The sequence below is a fragment of the Pseudomonas triclosanedens genome, assembly GCF_026686735.1.
Classification (GTDB): Bacteria; Pseudomonadota; Gammaproteobacteria; order Pseudomonadales; family Pseudomonadaceae; genus Pseudomonas; species Pseudomonas triclosanedens.
In genome coordinates, this window is record NZ_CP113432.1 from 2,491,299 (window position 1) to 2,508,271 (window position 16,973).

Annotated in this window: 13 protein-coding genes; 8 read left to right on the plus strand and 5 right to left on the minus strand. The window is 63.3% G+C overall.

Going from position 1 to position 16,973, the window contains the following annotated elements:
- Window positions 1-15 precede the first annotated feature (15 nt).
- From OU419_RS11780 to OU419_RS11790, 3 genes are all read right to left on the minus strand, one after another.
- Window positions 16-1,200, minus strand: coding sequence for an MFS transporter (locus OU419_RS11780; protein ID WP_254473171.1), 1,185 nt, complete (start codon window positions 1,198-1,200; stop codon window positions 16-18).
- Between the two features lie 85 nt (window positions 1,201-1,285).
- Window positions 1,286-1,630, minus strand: a complete 345-nt coding sequence (locus tag OU419_RS11785; RefSeq protein WP_254473169.1) for a hypothetical protein — start codon at window positions 1,628-1,630, stop codon at window positions 1,286-1,288.
- An 86-nt stretch (window positions 1,631-1,716) separates the two neighbouring features.
- Window positions 1,717-2,451 carry a phosphoadenylyl-sulfate reductase gene (locus OU419_RS11790; RefSeq protein ID WP_254473167.1) on the minus strand — a complete coding sequence of 245 codons (735 nt, stop codon included), beginning with the start codon at window positions 2,449-2,451 and terminating at the stop codon, window positions 1,717-1,719.
- Between the two features lie 189 nt (window positions 2,452-2,640).
- Between OU419_RS11790 and thrH the strand changes: the two genes are divergently transcribed.
- On the plus strand, window positions 2,641-3,258 hold the full coding sequence (gene thrH / locus OU419_RS11795) for a bifunctional phosphoserine phosphatase/homoserine phosphotransferase ThrH (protein ID WP_152222567.1): 618 nt from the start codon (window positions 2,641-2,643) through the stop codon (window positions 3,256-3,258).
- A gap of 142 nt (window positions 3,259-3,400) precedes the next feature.
- Here the strand turns inward: thrH and pabB are convergent, their stop codons facing one another.
- A complete protein-coding gene (gene pabB, locus OU419_RS11800; RefSeq protein ID WP_254473164.1) occupies window positions 3,401-4,744 on the minus strand; it encodes an aminodeoxychorismate synthase component I in 1,344 nt (447 codons plus the stop codon).
- A gap of 163 nt (window positions 4,745-4,907) precedes the next feature.
- Here pabB and OU419_RS11805 point away from each other — a divergent pair, with 163 nt between their 5' ends.
- From OU419_RS11805 to OU419_RS11835, 7 genes are all read left to right on the plus strand, one after another.
- The gene (locus OU419_RS11805; RefSeq protein WP_254473162.1) at window positions 4,908-7,616 is read left to right on the plus strand and encodes a LuxR C-terminal-related transcriptional regulator; all 2,709 of its coding nucleotides are present in this window, start codon (window positions 4,908-4,910) and stop codon (window positions 7,614-7,616) included.
- The gene (locus OU419_RS11810; protein ID WP_254473160.1) at window positions 7,617-10,340 is read left to right on the plus strand and encodes a helix-turn-helix transcriptional regulator; all 2,724 of its coding nucleotides are present in this window, start codon (window positions 7,617-7,619) and stop codon (window positions 10,338-10,340) included.
- Between the two features lie 229 nt (window positions 10,341-10,569).
- Window positions 10,570-11,028 (plus strand): DUF6160 family protein, encoded by a 459-nt coding sequence (locus tag OU419_RS11815; protein WP_254473158.1) that lies wholly within the window; start codon window positions 10,570-10,572, stop codon window positions 11,026-11,028.
- Between the two features lie 74 nt (window positions 11,029-11,102).
- A complete protein-coding gene (locus OU419_RS11820; protein ID WP_254473156.1) occupies window positions 11,103-11,864 on the plus strand; it encodes a C39 family peptidase in 762 nt (253 codons plus the stop codon).
- 48 nt (window positions 11,865-11,912) lie between these two features.
- The gene (locus OU419_RS11825) at window positions 11,913-12,917 is read left to right on the plus strand and encodes a transporter (protein ID WP_254473153.1); all 1,005 of its coding nucleotides are present in this window, start codon (window positions 11,913-11,915) and stop codon (window positions 12,915-12,917) included.
- An 18-nt stretch (window positions 12,918-12,935) separates the two neighbouring features.
- Window positions 12,936-14,534, plus strand: coding sequence for an outer membrane protein transport protein (locus tag OU419_RS11830; protein ID WP_254473151.1), 1,599 nt, complete (start codon window positions 12,936-12,938; stop codon window positions 14,532-14,534).
- A 32-nt stretch (window positions 14,535-14,566) separates the two neighbouring features.
- Complete coding sequence (locus OU419_RS11835) at window positions 14,567-15,730, plus strand: MalM family protein (protein WP_254473500.1); 1,164 nt, start codon at window positions 14,567-14,569, stop codon at window positions 15,728-15,730.
- Window positions 15,731-15,986: 256 nt separating this feature from the next.
- On the opposite strand, the gene OU419_RS11840 is transcribed toward OU419_RS11835, so the two are convergent.
- Window positions 15,987-16,973, minus strand: a complete 987-nt coding sequence (locus tag OU419_RS11840) for an alpha-L-glutamate ligase-like protein (protein ID WP_254473148.1) — start codon at window positions 16,971-16,973, stop codon at window positions 15,987-15,989.

Genomic DNA, 16,973 nt, shown 5'->3' on the forward strand with positions numbered 1-16,973 from the left:
GCCGGGCTTTTCATTTCAGCGGACGCGCCAGCGCAGCAACAGCAAGGCGGCGAAGGCCAGTCCGGCCCCAGCGAAGAACGTCACGCTTGCCCCCAGGCCCTGCCAAAGCCATCCTGCCAGCACGCTGGCAAGCAGCATGGCGACACCACTGGCGAGGTTGAACACACCGAAGGCGGTACCCTTGAGTTCGGCTGGGGTGGTATCGGCGATCAGTGTCGCCAGCAGGCCCTGAGTGAAGCCCATGTGCAGTCCCCAGAGCGCGACACCGCAGAGCAGGGCGGCGGTCGATCCGGCCCAGGCCAGGACCAGGTCCGCCGCGATCAGCAACATCATTCCCATGCCCAGCAGGGTGACGCGATCGGTGCGATCCGACCACCAGCCCACCGGGTAGGCCGACAGCAGGAACAGCAGCGACATCACCACCATCACCAGTGGCGTCCAGGCCATCGGCAGGCCGACATCCTGGGCTCGCAGCACGAGGAATGCTTCGCTGAAGCGGGCGAGGGTGAACACGGCGCCTACGCCGACGACCCACCAGTAGCGGGCTGGGAAGCTGCGCAGCGCATCGCGGTGAATCGGGGAGCGGAACTGTCGTGCTTTGTCGTCGTGTTCCGGCTCCTTGACGAAGAAGACGATTGCCAGCACCGCGATGAGCGCCGGAATGCAGGCGAACCAGAACACCAGGGGCAGGTCGTTGGCCAGCCAGAGCATCAGGGCGATGGCCAGCAACGGCCCGGCGAAGGCGCCCACGGTATCCATCGACTGGCGCAGGCCGAAGCAGGCGCCACGGATCGCGGGGGGCGAGACATCGGCGATCAGCGCGTCGCGCGGTGCGCCACGGATGCCCTTGCCGATACGGTCGAGCAGGCGTGCGGCAAAGATGGTTTCACCGGTGGTGGCGAGAGGGAACAGTGGCTTGGACAGCGCGGCAAGGCCGTAACCGAATAGCACAAGCCCCTTGCGCTTGCCGAGAAAGTCGCTGATGGCGCCGGAGAATACCTTGACGATCAGCGCGCTGGCTTCGGCGACACCTTCGATCAGGCCGACCGTAACCATGCTCAATCCCAGGCTGCCAACCAGGAACAGAGGCAGGAGGCTGTGCAGCAGCTCAGAGGATATGTCCATGAACAGGCTGACGAAGCCCAGCGCCCAGACGGTGCCGGGGATGCGGGGACGGATGCGTTCCGAGCCATCGGACATGTCCGACTTCCTTGTTCGATGCTATGGGGCGGTCAGTCTGGCAGTCTGGCCATCAAGAAAGCGTCAAGCAGACACCTGCGTGGCCTCAGAGTCGGTCGAGGTCGTCTCGTCGGGCCAGTTCGGCCAGGGCTTCGCGGGAATCGAGCGGCAGTTCGCCGCGGCCTTCCAGCACCTCGTGGAGGAAGCTCATGAATACCGTGTAGACCACCTCGCTGCCATCGTCGTGGCGAACTATGAAGAACGGCGCGGTGTCCACGCCATACTGCGCTGCGACCAGCCAGCCGGTGCTTGAAGGGTTGCGCTCGTCTGCCACCAGGGTGCGGTCGATACGGCCCAGGTAGCCGCCTCTTTCGAGACGTTCATGGACTTCGCGGCATTTGCGGCAATCCTGGCCATCGGCCAGGACCTTCTTAACCAGGGTGATACGCATGGGATCGGCTCCCCCGCAGACAGGCGGGAGTCCGTTCCCGGTGCGTGCGGCTGACAGTGAAATTTCCGTCAGTCGAGGGTACGGCTTCAGCCTTTGCTGATCAAATTGCCAGCGTGCAGACCGCACTCTTTCTGCGTGGCTTCCTCCCACCACCAGCGGCCTTCGCGCTCGTGCTGGTTGGGCAGGACAGGGCGGGTGCAAGGCTCGCAGCCAATGCTGATGAAGCCGCGCTCGTGCAGGCTGTTATAGGGAATTTCCAGCATGCGGATGTAGGCCCAGACATCCTCGCTGCTCATGTTGGCCAGCGGGTTGAACTTGTACAGCGGCTTCTCCGGGGTGGAGAAGGCACCGTCGACCTCAACCACGGCCACCTGGCTACGGGTGCCGGGGCTCTGGTCCTTGCGCTGGCCGGTGGCCCAGGCCGTCACGGTGGACAGCTTGCGCTTGAGCGGTTCGATCTTGCGGATACCGCAGCATTCACCGTGGCCGTCCTTGTAGAAGCTGAACAGTCCCTTTTCCTTGACGAAAGGCTCCAGCAGGCGCGGGTCGGGCGTCATCACGTCGATTTCGATGCCGTAGTGCTCGCGGGTTTTCTCGATGAAGCGATAGGTCTCCGGGTGCAGGCGGCCGGTATCCAGGCTGAACACCTTGACGTTCTTGTTGATCTTCCAGGCCATGTCCAGCAGCACCACGTCTTCGGCGCCGCTGAAGGAGATCCAGAGATCGTCGCCAAAGTGCTCGAAAGCGAGCTTGAGGACGTCCTGGGGGGATTTGCTGGCAAGGCTCGCGGCGATCTCCGCGACATCGAACGGATGGCTCATCAGGCGGTATTCCTAGTTTTAGTGGCGCGGGGCGCTCTGTGGCCGGGATGGTATCAAAGAGGCGGATATGCCCCTAAATAACCATCAGGAAGCATCACTGTGTTCTTTGAATATAAGCGCCGCGTTGCACCGCCCCGAGCGAGCGGCTAGAGTGCCGCCTCTCAAGTCAATCCTGCGGGGAAATCGTTCGTGGAAATCGCCTGTCTCGACCTGGAAGGGGTTCTGGTTCCGGAAATCTGGATCGCCTTCGCTGAAAAAACCGGTATCGAAGCGCTCAAGGCGACGACCCGCGACATTCCGGATTACGACGTGCTGATGAAACAGCGCCTGCGCATCCTGGACGAGCATGGTCTGAAGCTGTCCGACATCCAGGAAGTGATCGCCACCCTCAAGCCGCTGGAAGGCGCGGTGGAGTTCGTCGATTGGCTGCGCGAGCGCTTCCAGGTGGTGATCCTCTCCGATACTTTCTATGAGTTCTCTCAGCCGCTGATGCGCCAGCTCGGTTTCCCGACGCTGCTGTGCCACAAGCTGATCACAGACGAAACCGACCGCGTGGTCGGCTACCAACTGCGTCAGAAAGATCCCAAACGTCAGTCGGTCATTGCCTTCAAGAGCCTGTACTACCGTGTGATCGCCGCGGGCGACTCGTACAACGACACCACCATGCTCTCCGAAGCTCACGCCGGCATTCTGTTCCACGCGCCGGACAATGTGATTCGCGAGTTCCCGCAGTTCCCGGCCGTGCACACCTATGAGGATCTGAAGAAGGAATTCCTCAAGGCGTCCAACCGTCAGCTCAGTCTGTAACACCGGCTGTGAAGAAAGAGCCCCGCGATGCGGGGCTTTTTCTTTCTGGCGGTTACCCCACGACTAAATTGCGGGGGTGCGGCTGGCGATCAACTCCGGCAGGCGATGCCTTGCAGGAGCGGGTCTCGTCCACTGCCACGATTTACAGGCTCTCCAGCGTTCGCAGCAGCACTCCTACCTTGGTCAGCGACTCTGCGTACTCCTCCTGCCAGTCCGAGTCGGCGACGATGCCGCCGCCCCCCCAGCAACTGACCTGGCCGTCCTTGACCAGCAGGGTGCGGATGGTGATTGAGCTGTCCATCTCGCCGCGCACATCCAGGTACAGCAGGCTGCCGCAATAGATGCTGCGTCGGGTCGGCTCCAGCTCGTCGACGATCTGCATGGCCCGCACCTTGGGCGCGCCGGTGATCGAGCCGCCGGGGAAGCTGCCTTCGAGCAGGTCCAGGGCGTCCTTGCCCGGCGCCAGCTCGCCGCTGACGCTGCTGACCAGGTGATGGACGTTGGGGTAAGTCTCCAGGGCGAACAGTTCCGGCACCTTCACACTGCCAGGGCGACAACTGCGACCGAGGTCATTGCGCAGCAGGTCGACGATCATCAGATTCTCGGCGCGGTCCTTTTCGCTGGCCAGTAGCGCATCGGCGTTCGCCCGATCAGCCTCCTGCGTGGCGCCGCGCGGTCGGGTGCCCTTGATCGGCCGGGTTTCCACCTGGCGCCCGTGAAGCTGGAGGAAGCGTTCCGGCGACAGACTCAGCACCGCGCCTTCCTCCAGCGCCAGGTAGCCGGCGAAGGGCGTCGGGCAGGCCTTGCGCAGTGCCCGGTAGGCCAGCCAGGGCGAGCCGCTGCAGGAAGCGCGGAAGCGCTGGGTATAGTTCACCTGGTAGCAGTCGCCTTCGAGGATGTACCGATGCACGCGCTCCAGCGCGTCGCGGTATTGCTCGTGTGCGAGATCGGGGCGGAACGGCGCGGCGAGACGAAAAGGCGCTAGCGGCTGGGTCTGCGGGGCCTCGCTGAACAGGGTAATCAGGCGTTGCCGCTCGCTGTGCGCAAGCGCCGGGTGGAAGACCAGTTGGCTGCTGCGCACCTGATGGTCCGTGACCAGCGCCCAGGCATAGAGGCCGAGGCAGGCATCGGGCAGGTCGAGGTCGTCGAGAGCGGGCGCGGCCAGGCGCTCGATGCGGCGACCGAAATCATAGGCGAGATACCCGATCATTCCTCCGACGAATGGCAGTTCCAGGTATTCAGGAGCCTGAACTTCGCCCAGGCTCTGCAACGCGCCTCGTACTCGGGCGAAAAAGCTCTTGGCCGATTCGTCGGCGGTTGGCGCCAGTTCTGCCAATGGCCAGGCGCTCAGAAGGTCATAGCGTCCACGAGTGGCAACGGGGCGGCCGGCGTCCAGCAGAACGGCGCCGGGTGCGCGGTGGATCAGAGCGAAGCGGTCACCAGGGTCTTCCTGATAGGGAAGAGGGTGTATGGAACAGTGAGGCATGAGTGAGAACGTGCAAGGCGGATGGAAGATTTTGGATCGCCTGAAGCGTCGATCCTAGAGCCATTTCTTCAGTTTACGTAGGAAACGCATTCTGTTAAGAATTGAATTATCCCGCGGGGAGCGTGCCCCGTACCACAATGATAATGACACAGGGATACAGGCCGTGGATGTAGTGCTCGAACCCGCAGCCGGCAGCCTTCTGCGCTCCAGATTAACACCCCCCCAGGTGCCTGCTGATTATTTGATTCGTCCCCGGATCCAGAATGCTCTGGATCGTCATCCTTACGCCTCAGTCCTGTCTTTTACCGCGCCAGCCGGATTTGGCAAGACCACCGCGCTGGCGGCACTGGCCCGGACGCGTGAACTGCAAGGCTATGACGTTGCCTGGATTTCTCTCGAAGCCCAGGATGACGATCCGGGCCGTTTCTGCCTGAAGCTGATCCAGGCGCTGTCCACTGCGGTGCCCGGCACCGGTGAGGACGCGCTGGGGTATGTGCAGAACACCATGCGCGTGCCGGTGGTGGCGGTGATGGAAAGCCTGCTGATAGACCTGTCGCGCGACGAGTGCCGAGTCTTGCTGGTCTTGGACGACCTGCACCTGATCGGCCATCCCGATGTGTTCGCCGGCCTCAATCGCCTCGTGCAGTACGCGCCGCCCGGCCTCACCCTGGCCCTGGGCAGCCGCTCGCAACCGCCGCTGAACCTCGCCACCTGGCGCGCGAAGGGCATGCTCCTGGAAATCGGCCAGGATGAGCTGCGCCTGAGCGAAGACGAAACCCGCGAGTACCTTGCGCGCGATGGCCTGCAACTGCAGGAAGCCTGCCTGCACAGTCTGCACAGCCAGACCGAAGGCTGGATGGCCGGAGTGCACCTGGTCAGCCTTTGGCTGCGCCAGCAGTCGGGGCCGCCGGAAGATCTAAAGCTGCTCAGCAGCGACAAGGCGGCGGTGGGTGACTACCTGCTGCGCGTGGTGTTCGAGCGCCTGCCCGTCGACATCCAGGATGCGTTGCTGGCCCTGGCGATCGCCAACCGCCTGAGCGGCGACCTGGCCAACACCCTCACTGGCCGCCAGGACGGCCAGGAGCTGCTGGAACACCTGGACAGCATGCAGTTGTTCCTCCTGCCGCTGGACCGTGACCGCCAGTGGTATCGCTTCCACCAACTGTTCGCCGATTTTCTCCGCGCTCGCCTGCGCGAACGGGATCCGGAGCGTTTCAAGCAACTGCATTTCAATGCCAGCCTGTGGTTCACCAACCACCATATGCCGACTCTGGCTATCGAGCACGCCTGCCTGGCCGAAGATCCGGAGATGCTTGCCGCCCTGGTGGATGGATGTGGCCTGGAACTGATCAACCGCGGCCAGCTCTACCTGATTTCGCGCTGGCGCAAGCACGTGCCGGACGAAATCGCCGAGCGCTATCCGATCCTGGTGCTCAGCGATGTCTGGACCCGCGCCGCCGAGCTGAGCCTGCCCGAAGCCAACCGGATGATCGACGAGTTGCTGGCACTCTGGAGCGACCACAAGGGTAGTGGCCCGATGGGCGACCAGTATCTGTCGGCGCTGGCGGTGAAGGCCGTGCTGGCCTTGCAGAAGGATGATCTGGAACAGTGCATCACTCTGGCCCGCAAGGTGGAAAGCCAGTTGGGGCAGAACTCCGCATTCCTCGAAGGCGCGATCCTGCTTATCGCCGCGTTCGCCCAGGTGGTGCGCGGCCAGGCTGACCAGGCGCGGCGGCTGATGGGGCTGGCGCAGCAGCGCAATCACTTCCTCGATGGTCGCTACCTGCACATGCAGTTGTGCACCATCGAAGTGGTGCTGGCGCTGGAGCAGGGACAGGTCAAGCAGGCGCAGATGCTGATCGAGCGTGTTCGCCAGCAGGCCATGCCGTTGTTCGACAAGCGCTCCCAGGCATTGGCCCTGCCGGCCATTGCCGAGGCGCTGACCGCCTATTACCGGACCGAGCTCGACGGCCTGGAAGAGCGCCTGCGTTGGGCGCTGGGGCGCGTCGATGTGGTCAACCCGATCGATCTGTATGCCCAGGGCATGCAGTGTCTGGCACGTATTCAGCGCCTGCAGGGGCGTACCAAGGAGGCGCTGGCCACGCTGGGGTTGATGCAGACCCTTGCCTCGCGCAACCATTCCTGGCGCTTCTTCGCGATGGCAGTGGGCGAGGAGATCAACCTGATCCTGCAGGAACCCGCCACCGACCGCTGCAAGCGCGCCGAGCAACGGCTGAAGGCCATCGACTGGCAGAAACTCGCCAGCCACTACAAGCAGATGCCGTTCAATCCGGTGTTGTGGGTGCAGGGCATCAGCCGCGTACGCCTGTTGCAGGCGCGCGGTCACTTCAGCGAAGCGCTGCACGAGATCACCCAGCTACGCGGCATGTTGCAGCCGAGCTGGCATGGCTTGCAGCGTCTGCGCCTGGACCTGTTGGCGGCGCTCAGCTACCAGCGACTGGGCTATCAGGAGCGCTCCCACAGCCTGCTCGGACAATGCCTGGTCGGTGCCGAGCGGGAAGGGGTGCGGAGTATTTTCATCGAAGAAGGAGAAGGGATTCGCCAGTTGCTGCAGCAGCTTGAATCCACTGAACGACAACCGGCCTTGCAAGCGTTCATCCGCGGTCTGCTGACCGTCTGGCCGGGGCAGGAAGCACGCAGGTCGCCGGAAGCGCTGGAGGAAGGTCTGACCGACCGCGAGCGCGAAGTGGTATGCCTGGCCGCGCAGGGCCTCTCCAACGAGGAGATAGGCCGACAGCTATCGCTGGCGCTGGGCACCGTCAAATGGCACCTGCACAACATCTACGAGAAGCTGAAGGTGCGCAATCGGACCCAAGCGATTCGCCGCGCCCGTGAGCTGAGTCTGCTCTGAATGACGACCTTGACATCCCTGCCGCAGCAGCCATTGCCGCTGCTGCGGACCAAACTGTTCCCACCGCGTACCGACAGCGATTCACTGCTGCCGCGCCGGGCCCTGATCGATCGACTCTACGCTGCTCGCCAGCAGCGTGTGCTGGTGCTCAGCGCGCCAGCCGGGTTCGGCAAGAGTACAGCGCTCAGTCTGTTCCGCCAGCGCCTGCAACAGGACGGCGCACGGGTCGCCTGGCTGTCCTGCGACGAGGGCGATAGCGAGCCACAGCGCCTGGTGCAGTACCTGGTGGCGAGTATCCGCAGTGTCGAGGAAGGCTTCGGTGCCAATACCTCGAACCTGTTGCAGTCGGATATGACGCTGCCGCTGGAGGGCATCATCGATGCCTTCCTGTCCGATCTGCGTCGGCTGGACGGCCCGCTGTACCTGTTTCTCGATGACTTCCACCAGATCCGGCACCCGGCGCTGGCCCACGGCGCGCGCTACCTGATCGAACACCTGCCGGACAACGTTCGGCTGGTTACCAGCAGCCGCTACCGTCCGCGCTTTCTGGTGGACGAGCCGGCGCTCGCGCCGCTGAGCTTCTGCCTGAGCGGCGACGACCTGCGACTCACCCGCGAGGAAACCGACACCTTCCTCACCGAGCTCAAGGGCCTGCCGTTGAGCGACGCCGAACTGAAGTTGCTGCACAAGCGCACCGAGGGGTGGATCACCGCGTTGCACCTGGCGGCGCTTGCGCTGGCCCGTCACCCGGACCGGGCGGCGTTCCTCAAGGGTTTGTCCGGCACCGAGCGGGACCTGGCCGACTATCTGGCCGAGGATGTGCTGCGCAGCTTGCCCGAGTCGTTGCAGCAGTTCCTCGACCAGACCTCGGTGCTGGACGAGTTCTGCGCCGAGCTGTGCAACGCTCTGACCGGCCGCCGCGACGGCCTGGACATGTTGATGCGCTTGCAGAACGAGCAACTGTTCATCATCCCGCTGGACGACCAGCGCGAATGGTTCCGCTATCACCACCTGTTCGCCGAGTTTCTCCAGGGCCGCCTGGCCCGTCACGCCGACCCAACGCCGCTGCTGCATGCCGCGGCGCGCTGGTGCGAAGGGCGCGACATGGCCGACCGGGCGATCAAATATGCGCTACGTGCCCGCGACTATGGCTTCGCCGCCGACCTGCTGGAGCGCCAGGGCTCCAAGTTGATCGCCGGCAACCGCGTCTATGGCATTCTCGGCATGCTCGGCAGCATTCCCGCCGAGGTGATCCGCGAGCATCCGGTATTCCAGATTTTCTACGCCTGGCAGTTGGCCTTCGAACAGAAGTTCGCCGAGGCTGAAGCGTTGATCGAAGAACTCAGCGTCCGCCTGCTGCAAGGACAGGGCAAGGTTCGCAACTTCGGCATGGCCGAGCTGCTGGCCGTGGCGCAGGTGCTCAAGGCGCTGGTGCTGCTGTATCAGGACAAGCTCGAAGCCTGCCTGAAGGTGGCTCGTCACTGGCTGGCGCTGGTGCCGGGCAACCAGCCGGTATTCCGTGCCAGCCTGTCGTGCATCCAGGCGGCGGCTTACGCACTGCTAGGCGACTATGCCGAAGCGGCCAATGCCATCGGCGTCGCCCGTGACTGCTTGCGCATGGCCGACAGCGAGTATCTGCAGGTGGTGGTCAGCATGATCGAGTCGCTGATCTGCAAGGAGCGCGGCGAGTTGGAGCGCGGCCGCACCATCGCCGAAAGCGCGCGTAGCCGCGTCGAGCGGGTATTCGGCCGCCGCAGCCGGGTCGGCGGTCCGCTGTCGCTGGCCTATGCGGACATTCTCTACGAGCAGGACCGGCATGCCGCGATCCTCGCCGAACTGCCGCTGGCGACCACCTGGCGCGATGTCGCAACGCCGGTGGAGCTGCTCAGCCGGGGCCAGTTGGTGATGGCCAAGGCGCGCTTCTTCGCTGGGGAGTCCGAGCAAGGGCTTGCCCAGCTCGACGAATGGCTGGTTGGCCTGCAGTCGCCGGGGTACGAGCGCGTCTATGCGCTGGCCATGAGCTGCAAGGTCCAGTTGCTGCTGTGGCTGCGCCGGCCCAACGAGGCGGAACGTGTCTGCCTGCAACTGGCGCGGCATCTCTCCGGGCTAAACGCCGAGCGCTATGCCGATGCCCAGGCTGCGCTGGTGATGGCCGAGGCGCGGCTGGCGCTGTCCGAGCGGCACGCCGAGCGCGCCCAGCAGCGGCTGGAAGCCTGCCTGGCGGGTTATACCTCGCCTTATCAGCGCGACCGGCGGCTGCGTCTTTCGTTGTTACTTTCTGTGGCGTTTTGGCAGAAAGGTAACAGCGAAAAGGCTTTTGCCCTGTTCGCGCCGACGCTGGAAGAGGCGTGGAATCTGGGCTATCGCCGGCTGTTCCAGGACGATGCACTGTGGCTGCTGCCGCTCTGGGAAGCCTGGAAAGTTGCGGAGCCGAAGCGTGCCGCAGCCTGGCAAGGGGTGGCGGAAATGCTCCGCGAGCAATGCCGCAGGCTTGCCGTTGATCCCGAAACTTTCGATGAAAATCAGGATGTTAGTCATCGCGAACGGGAGATCCTGCGGTTGGTGGCGGCGGGCTTGTCGAACCGCGACATCGCGCAGGCAGTGCATCTGTCGGAGGCCACCATCAAGTGGCATCTGCACAATCTCTTCGCCAAGCTCGGGGTGCGCAGCAGGACCCAGGCAGTGCTCAAGGGCAAGAGCCTGGGATTGCTCAGCGAAGCCTGAGCCAGAGGGTTGGTTTTGCGCCATCCCTTGGATGGGCTGGCAGGTGGGGGATGGGTCAGTAGCTTGGAGATCAGGACGCGAAGCATGGTGCTTCACGAATCCATACCCACGGCGCCTAGGGAAGAAGCCGAGGGTCTGGAGGGCCGGCGTAGCCGGTCGACCTGCAGCGGGGCAGGACGCCCCTTGCAGTGCCTGGGGCAACCCACCTGAACACTGGAGAGAAATAACAATGAAAAAAATCAAGCAACTGGTTCTTGCAAGCGCAGTTCTGGCCACTCCGTTCCTGGCACATGCCGACATGAAATCCCTGGATGACGCTGCACTGTCCGGTGTGACCGGCCAGGACGGCATCAGCATCGCTGGTACCTTCAACGCCCAGATTGGCAAGATCACCTATGAGGATACCGACGCCAGCGGCGGTTCCCTGGTGCTCGACGGCATCCACCTGCCAAGCGTAACCATCGCCGACAACGCTCCGCTGACCGTCGATGTGGTTACCACCAGCATCACTCCGAGCGGCGGCGGCACCGCTGTCGCTACTCAACAACTGCAACTGGGCCTGCCCAGCATCACCGGTAACGTGAAAGTGGACGCCGTACGTGTGGGCGAGACTGGCGCCAGCATCGGTTCGCTGACCGTTTCCAACCTGAACCTGGCCGGTTCCCAGGTTCGCATCTGGGGCCACTGATCGGCTTCGGGTAGTTCCTGACGAGTCTTGCCGGTGTCCAGCCGGCAAGACTTTTCTCAATCAAGGAGGGGTGGATGTTCGAGATACTGCTGGGAAGTCTGCTGGGGCTGTTCGGTTTCACCCAGGCGGTGGATACCAAGCCGCAACAGCAAGGCACAGTGAATATCTCGCAGTCGCTCACGCCCAATGGGCCATTTCGCGAATCGGTACAGCTCGAACCGATGAGCCAGGTCCAGTTCCGCAATGTGATTCGCCAGGCCTACGACTACAGCTGTGGTTCGGCCGCGCTGACCACGCTGCTGGATTACTACCTGGGCCGCAATCTGGAAGAGCGCCAGGTCATGGAGGGCCTGATCAAGTACGGCGAGGCTGACAAGATCGTCCAGCGCCGTGGTTTCTCGCTTCTGGACATGAAGCGCTATGCCGCCGCGCTCGGCTACAAGAGTGGCGGCTTCCGTGCCGAGTTCTCCGACCTGGACTCGCTCGAACACCCGGCGCTGGTGCCGATCCACTATGCCGGCTTCAAGCATTTCGTCGTGGTCCGCGATGTCTACAACGACCACGTCTTCGTTGCCGATCCTGCCTTGGGCAACATCAGTTTCACCCGTGCCCGCTTCGAGGATATCTGGGACCAGAACGTACTGTTCGTGATCTATCCCAGCGGCCAGGAGCCGAAAAATGCCCTGGCTCTCAAGGACACCGACCTGCGCCTGGTGGACGATCGCACCGTCAGCCTGCTGGCGTTCCGGGAGTTCCCGGAGATGAGCAAAATCACCCAGAACCAGATCGGGGAGGCCGCCTCGAACGGCGATGTCCAGTACATACGCCGCAAATGATTGCGTGATCGGCCCGTACGAATAAGAACAAGACCAGGGGATTGCAACATGGATTTGAAGGGGTTTGCGTGCGTTGCCGCTCTGGCCTTGCTGGTCAGCTCTGCCGCCGTGGCGGATGATGCGTCATCCGACGATGCTCGCGATGCGCTGGCGAAGAAGGACACCGATGCCGACAGCGCCAAGGCACTGGAGGAAGTGTTCCAGGCCGCCGAAAAGAGCTACACCCTGCTCAAGAAGGGCGAGCGTCAGCTCACCTACGGTTTCGACTACTCGCTGATGCGCGATACCCGCATCCAGGCCGTGCGCACCGGCCAGAACGTCTACAGCGTGCTGGCGCAGAGCGAGGCGCAGCATACGTTCACCAACTCCTTCACCTTCGACTACGGCATCTGGGACAACCTGACCTTCAGCATGCGCCTGCCGTTCGTGGCCAAGTACGACACCGAACGCGATATCCATGCCTACAGCCTGGGCGATATCTCCGCGACGTTGCGCTGGCAGCCGTGGCCGTCGCGCCGGGGCCGCCCGGTCACCACGCTCTACGCCACCCTCGGCCTGCCGACCGGCGACAGCCCCTACGACATGGACGTCGCCAAGGACGTCTCCACCGGCAACGGTTACTACAGCCTGGGCGGCGGCGCCAACGTGTCCTACGTGATCGACCCCGTGGTGCTCTACGGCTCCCTCGGTTACACCTACAACATGAAGGTGGACAACATTCACCAGAACCAGTACGGCGAAGAGCTGGAGAAAGTGGCCCCGGGCGATACGATCAACTTCGCGATGGGCATGGCGTACGCGCTGTCCTATGACGTCTCCCTGGCTACCTCGTACCAGATGGCCTACTCGTTCAAGAACAAGTACTACTTCTCCGACCGATCGGTGGAGGCGCCGGAGCAGACCAGCGCGATCATGAACTTCTCGCTGGGCTTGCGAACATCGCCCGACTACATCGTCAACGTGAACGCCGGTTTCGGTCTGACCGAAGACTCGCCGGATGTACTGCTGGGGCTGTCTCTTCCCCTGGATATCCAAGGCCTCAAAGCCCAGTAACCGACGAGCGAAAACCATATGACTATGCGCATTTCGCCGCTCGTGCTGGCGATGGCAGGGGTGAGTCTTGGCTGGACATCGCTGGCCAGCGCTCAACTGGCCAACGATCTGACCATCGGCAACCCCAAGGCGATGGCGATGGCCAACGCCGTCACCGCCGATTCCACCGGTATCGATGCGGTCCACTATAACCCGGCGGCGCTGACCAAGCTCAAGGGGCGGCAGACCGCGATCAAGCTGATCACCGGGGTGATGGATATCCGCGCCGATTTCAACGCGCCGGCGAACTACGGCCAGTCCGCGTTCGGTATCACCGACGATCCGGTGGCCAACGAAAGCAGCCGCACGCTGACCCCGACCATGTACCTGCCGGGTCTTGGCGGCATGACCGATATGCCGCTGCTGGTAGCGCCGCTGGCCGGGCTGTCGATCAATCCGCCGGGTTCCAAGTTCACCTTCGCCACCAACGTCTACGCACCGCAGGCGCTTGGCTACTCGCGGGACTCCGACAGCGACCCGGCGCGCTACCAGGGGCGGCGGGTCTCGTTGCAGCGCATCACCTACTTCTCGCCGTCGCTGGGCTACCAGGTCAACGATGACCTGTCGGTGGGCATGTCGATCGGCTTCTCGCACCAGGCGATGGCGCTGGATACCGACTTCCGCAACCCCGGCCTGCTGACCGGCTTGCTGCAGACTCTGCACGACACCACCTGCGTGCCTGGCGCGCAGGAGATCGTCGAGCTGGTATTCAACGTCTGCGGCGGTCGAATCGGGCCCTACGATTCGCTGGCGAACCTCAAGCTGGACATGCAGCAGACGCTGTCGCCGAGCTACAACCTTGGCATCCTCTGGGAGCCCTACGACTGGTTCGCCTGGGGCGCGACCTACCAGAGCGAATCGCGCATGCACCTCAAGGGCAAGTACCGGGTCGACTACAGCCAGGACTGGCAGGGCTTCTGGTCCGGCCTGCAGGGCTCGATCTTCGGCGCCTTCCTCAGCCCGCTGTTCCCGTACGGCACCACCGACGAAGAGCACGGCGTGGCGACGATGAACCTGGTCAACCCGGACAGCTTCTCCACCGGCATCAAGCTGCGTCCGTTCGACAAGTGGCAGTTCAACTTCGACCTGAAGTGGACCGACTACAGCGACTGGAACAAGTTCGAGATCAAGTTCGACCAGGAACTCGACCTGCTGCGCATCGCCAAGAACTTCGCCCCCAACGGCGCCACCGACCACAGCATCATCCTCGACCGCGGCTACCAGGACACCTGGAGCTACGCGATGGGCGTGCAGTACGACGTGAATGATCGCCTGCAACTGCGCGCCGGCTACGAGTACCGGCCTTCGGCGATTCCCAAGGACAAGGCCGACGCCCTGGTGCCGATCGGCGATGCCGACCTCTACGGCCTTGGCCTGGGCTATCAATGGGACAAGGACACCGTCATCGACCTGGGCTTCAACTACTTTGTCTCCAAGCAGCACATCAAGGAAGGCACCAGTTGCAACCTGAACTGCACCGGCATCGACAACCTGGTCTACAACCCCTACGCGGGGCTTGACGTCGATACCACGGTAAAGGCCTATATCTTCGCCATGACGTACCGGACGACTTTCTGAGGACAGTGGAGATGCGCAAGCCAAGCCTCCTGATGAGCTGCCTGATCGCCGCGGGGCTGGCCGCCCAGGCGGCGCAGGCGGGCAACGGGCGTTACCTGTCCTGGGTGGACGACAGCGGCCAGGTGCATAACACCTTCGTCGATGCCGGCTTCAGCCAGCAGCAGCGCCAGGCTGACAAGCGCATCGACCAGAGCGACCGCGCGCGCCTGCTCGACAGTTCCGGCACGCAATGGCCAGGCACCCAGCCGGCCGGGGAGAGCAAGCGGCGCTACTTCACCTGGGTGGACGCCCAGGGCAACCTGCAGAACAGCTTCTATGCCGCAGGCCAGGTGCCGCCGGGGCGCTCCGACTACGTACTGCCAAACGGCGATCATTCCTCCGAGTACATCGATGCCGAGTCTTACGAGGACAAGGGCTTCGTGCGTAGCGAGAACGGCAATCCGTACTACACCTGGGTCGACGAGAAGGGCCGCATGCACAACTCGCCGATCAGCGCCGAGCAGCGGGCCGAGGCGTTTCGCCGAGGTGAGCAGGGTGGCAGTGGGATCGCCTTCACCGAGGGGCGCCAGATCGAGTTCAAGTCGCGTCCGGCGGCGCTGCCCGGCCTGGATGGCAGCGGCGAGCAGACCGATGCCATGAAGGCGCTGCTCAAGGGCAGCGGCAAGACCCTCGACGATCTCTACCAGGACTTGCAGCGCCGCTGCTGCGAGCAGATGGCCGATGGCGACTTCACTGAACTGTCATCCGACGAGCCGCGCTACGAAGAGTTGAACAAATTCTCGCCAAGCTTCGACTTCCCGATGGGCAAGAGCTACTACGTGGCCATGAAGCTGCCCAGTTCTCAGCGAGTCTACGGTCTGCGCGTGCGCAGCTTTGCCAACCACCAGGTGGTGTACCCCTCGTTGCTGTTCCTCGACGAGCGCAAGCGTCCCACGCGCCTGGTGAGTGACGCGGTGTACAAGCTCAATCCTGAAACCTGGTATCGCTACGCCTTCATCGAAGGCACCGTGCCGGTGCGCGCCAACCAGGGCGAGCGCTACGTGCTGCTGTTGACCACGGATGAAGACCGTACCCTGCAGACCCTCGACAACAAGCCCTACAAGCGCCCGCTGGAGAACCTGGCGGTCAACGAGGCGGGCATGAAGGTGCGTGAGCACAGCGACCAGGGTGGCTTCGAGCTGGCGGTGGTGCGCTGACAAGCTTCGCCATTGCGCGGCTCAATGCTGCGAAAGCTGGCCGTAGTGTGGGGGGCTCATCGGTAGCCACGTGTCGGTGTTGAAGGGGATCGCATACGGCGGGTGTTCCTGCGGGATCGAGAGCTGCTACCTCCCATGACCCTGGCTCGCCGTGAGCCTTTCAGGCGGAAGGAGGAGCATGGAACTCATACGGGCCTCCTTTGAGACTCACAAAAAAGCCCGGCGATTGCCGGGCTTTTTCTTGCTGCGGAGCGCCTCAGAGCTCCTTCGGCTTCACGTGGCCGAATACGCCCTGGGAGAAGCGCACGCGCTCTTCAACGGTCTCCTTCACGCCGCGGGCTTCCAGCTCGGCGATGTGCGCCTCGATGGCATGGGTGCGCAGGGTCAGGCCGCAGTCGTTGGCGATCTGGATGTTCAGCCCGGGGCGGGCGTTGAGCTCCAGGATCAGCGGGCCCTTGTCCTGGTCCAGCACCATGTCCACGCCGATGTAGCCCAGGCCGCAGAGTTCGTAGCAGCCGGCGGCGAGTTTCATGAAGCCATCCCAGAAGGGCAGTTGTACGCCGTCCACCGCATTGGTGGTGTCCGGGTGCTTGCTGATCTTGTTGTTCAGCCAGGTGCCGCGCAGGGTCAGGCCGGTAGCCAGATCGACGCCAACGCCGATGGCACCCTGGTGCAGGTTGGCCTTGCCGTTGGACTGGCGAGTCGGCAGACGCAGCATCGCCATCACCGGGTAGCCCATCAGCACAATGATGCGGATGTCCGGCACGCCTTCGTAGCTGATGCTCTTGAAAATCTGGTCCGGGGTCACGCGGTACTCGATAAGAGCGCGGTCGCGGTGGCCACCCAGGGAGTACAGGCCGGTGAGGATGCTCGAAAGCTGATGCTCGATTTCCTCATGACTGATGATCCGCCCGGACACCGTCTTGTAGCGCTCCTCGAAGCGGTCGGCGATCACCAGAATTCCGTCGCCGCCGGCGCCCTGCGCCGGCTTGATCACGAAGTCGTTGCGCTCGCCGATGATCTCCGGGAGGCGCTCGATTTCCTTCTCGGTGGAGATGATCCCGTACATTTCCGGTACGTGGATGCCCGCTTCGATGGCGCGCTGCTTGGTGATGATCTTGTCATCGACGATCGGGTACAGGTGCCGCTCGTTGTACTTGAGCACATAGTCCGCGTTACGGCGGTTGATACCCATGATGCCGAGGGCATTGAGGGCTTTCCAGCGCTTGATCAGGCCGAACAT

Excerpts from the sequence above, each read along its gene's own strand:
- OU419_RS11785 (WP_254473169.1), bottom strand. The coding sequence starts at position 1,630 with ATGCGTATCACCCTGGTTAAGAAGGTCCTGGCCGATGGCCAGGATTGC.
- OU419_RS11840 (WP_254473148.1), bottom strand. The coding sequence starts at position 16,973 with ATGTTCGGCCTGATCAAGCGCTGGAAAGCCCTCAATGCCCTCGGCATC.
- OU419_RS11810 (WP_254473160.1), top strand. The coding sequence starts at position 7,617 with ATGACGACCTTGACATCCCTGCCGCAGCAGCCATTGCCGCTGCTGCGG.
- OU419_RS11780 (WP_254473171.1), bottom strand. The coding sequence starts at position 1,200 with ATGTCCGATGGCTCGGAACGCATCCGTCCCCGCATCCCCGGCACCGTC.
- OU419_RS11825 (WP_254473153.1), top strand. The coding sequence starts at position 11,913 with ATGGATTTGAAGGGGTTTGCGTGCGTTGCCGCTCTGGCCTTGCTGGTC.
- OU419_RS11835 (WP_254473500.1), top strand. The coding sequence starts at position 14,567 with ATGAGCTGCCTGATCGCCGCGGGGCTGGCCGCCCAGGCGGCGCAGGCG.
- OU419_RS11820 (WP_254473156.1), top strand. The coding sequence starts at position 11,103 with ATGTTCGAGATACTGCTGGGAAGTCTGCTGGGGCTGTTCGGTTTCACC.
- pabB (WP_254473164.1), bottom strand. The coding sequence starts at position 4,744 with ATGCCTCACTGTTCCATACACCCTCTTCCCTATCAGGAAGACCCTGGT.
- OU419_RS11815 (WP_254473158.1), top strand. The coding sequence starts at position 10,570 with ATGAAAAAAATCAAGCAACTGGTTCTTGCAAGCGCAGTTCTGGCCACT.
- OU419_RS11790 (WP_254473167.1), bottom strand. The coding sequence starts at position 2,451 with ATGAGCCATCCGTTCGATGTCGCGGAGATCGCCGCGAGCCTTGCCAGC.
- OU419_RS11830 (WP_254473151.1), top strand. The coding sequence starts at position 12,936 with ATGACTATGCGCATTTCGCCGCTCGTGCTGGCGATGGCAGGGGTGAGT.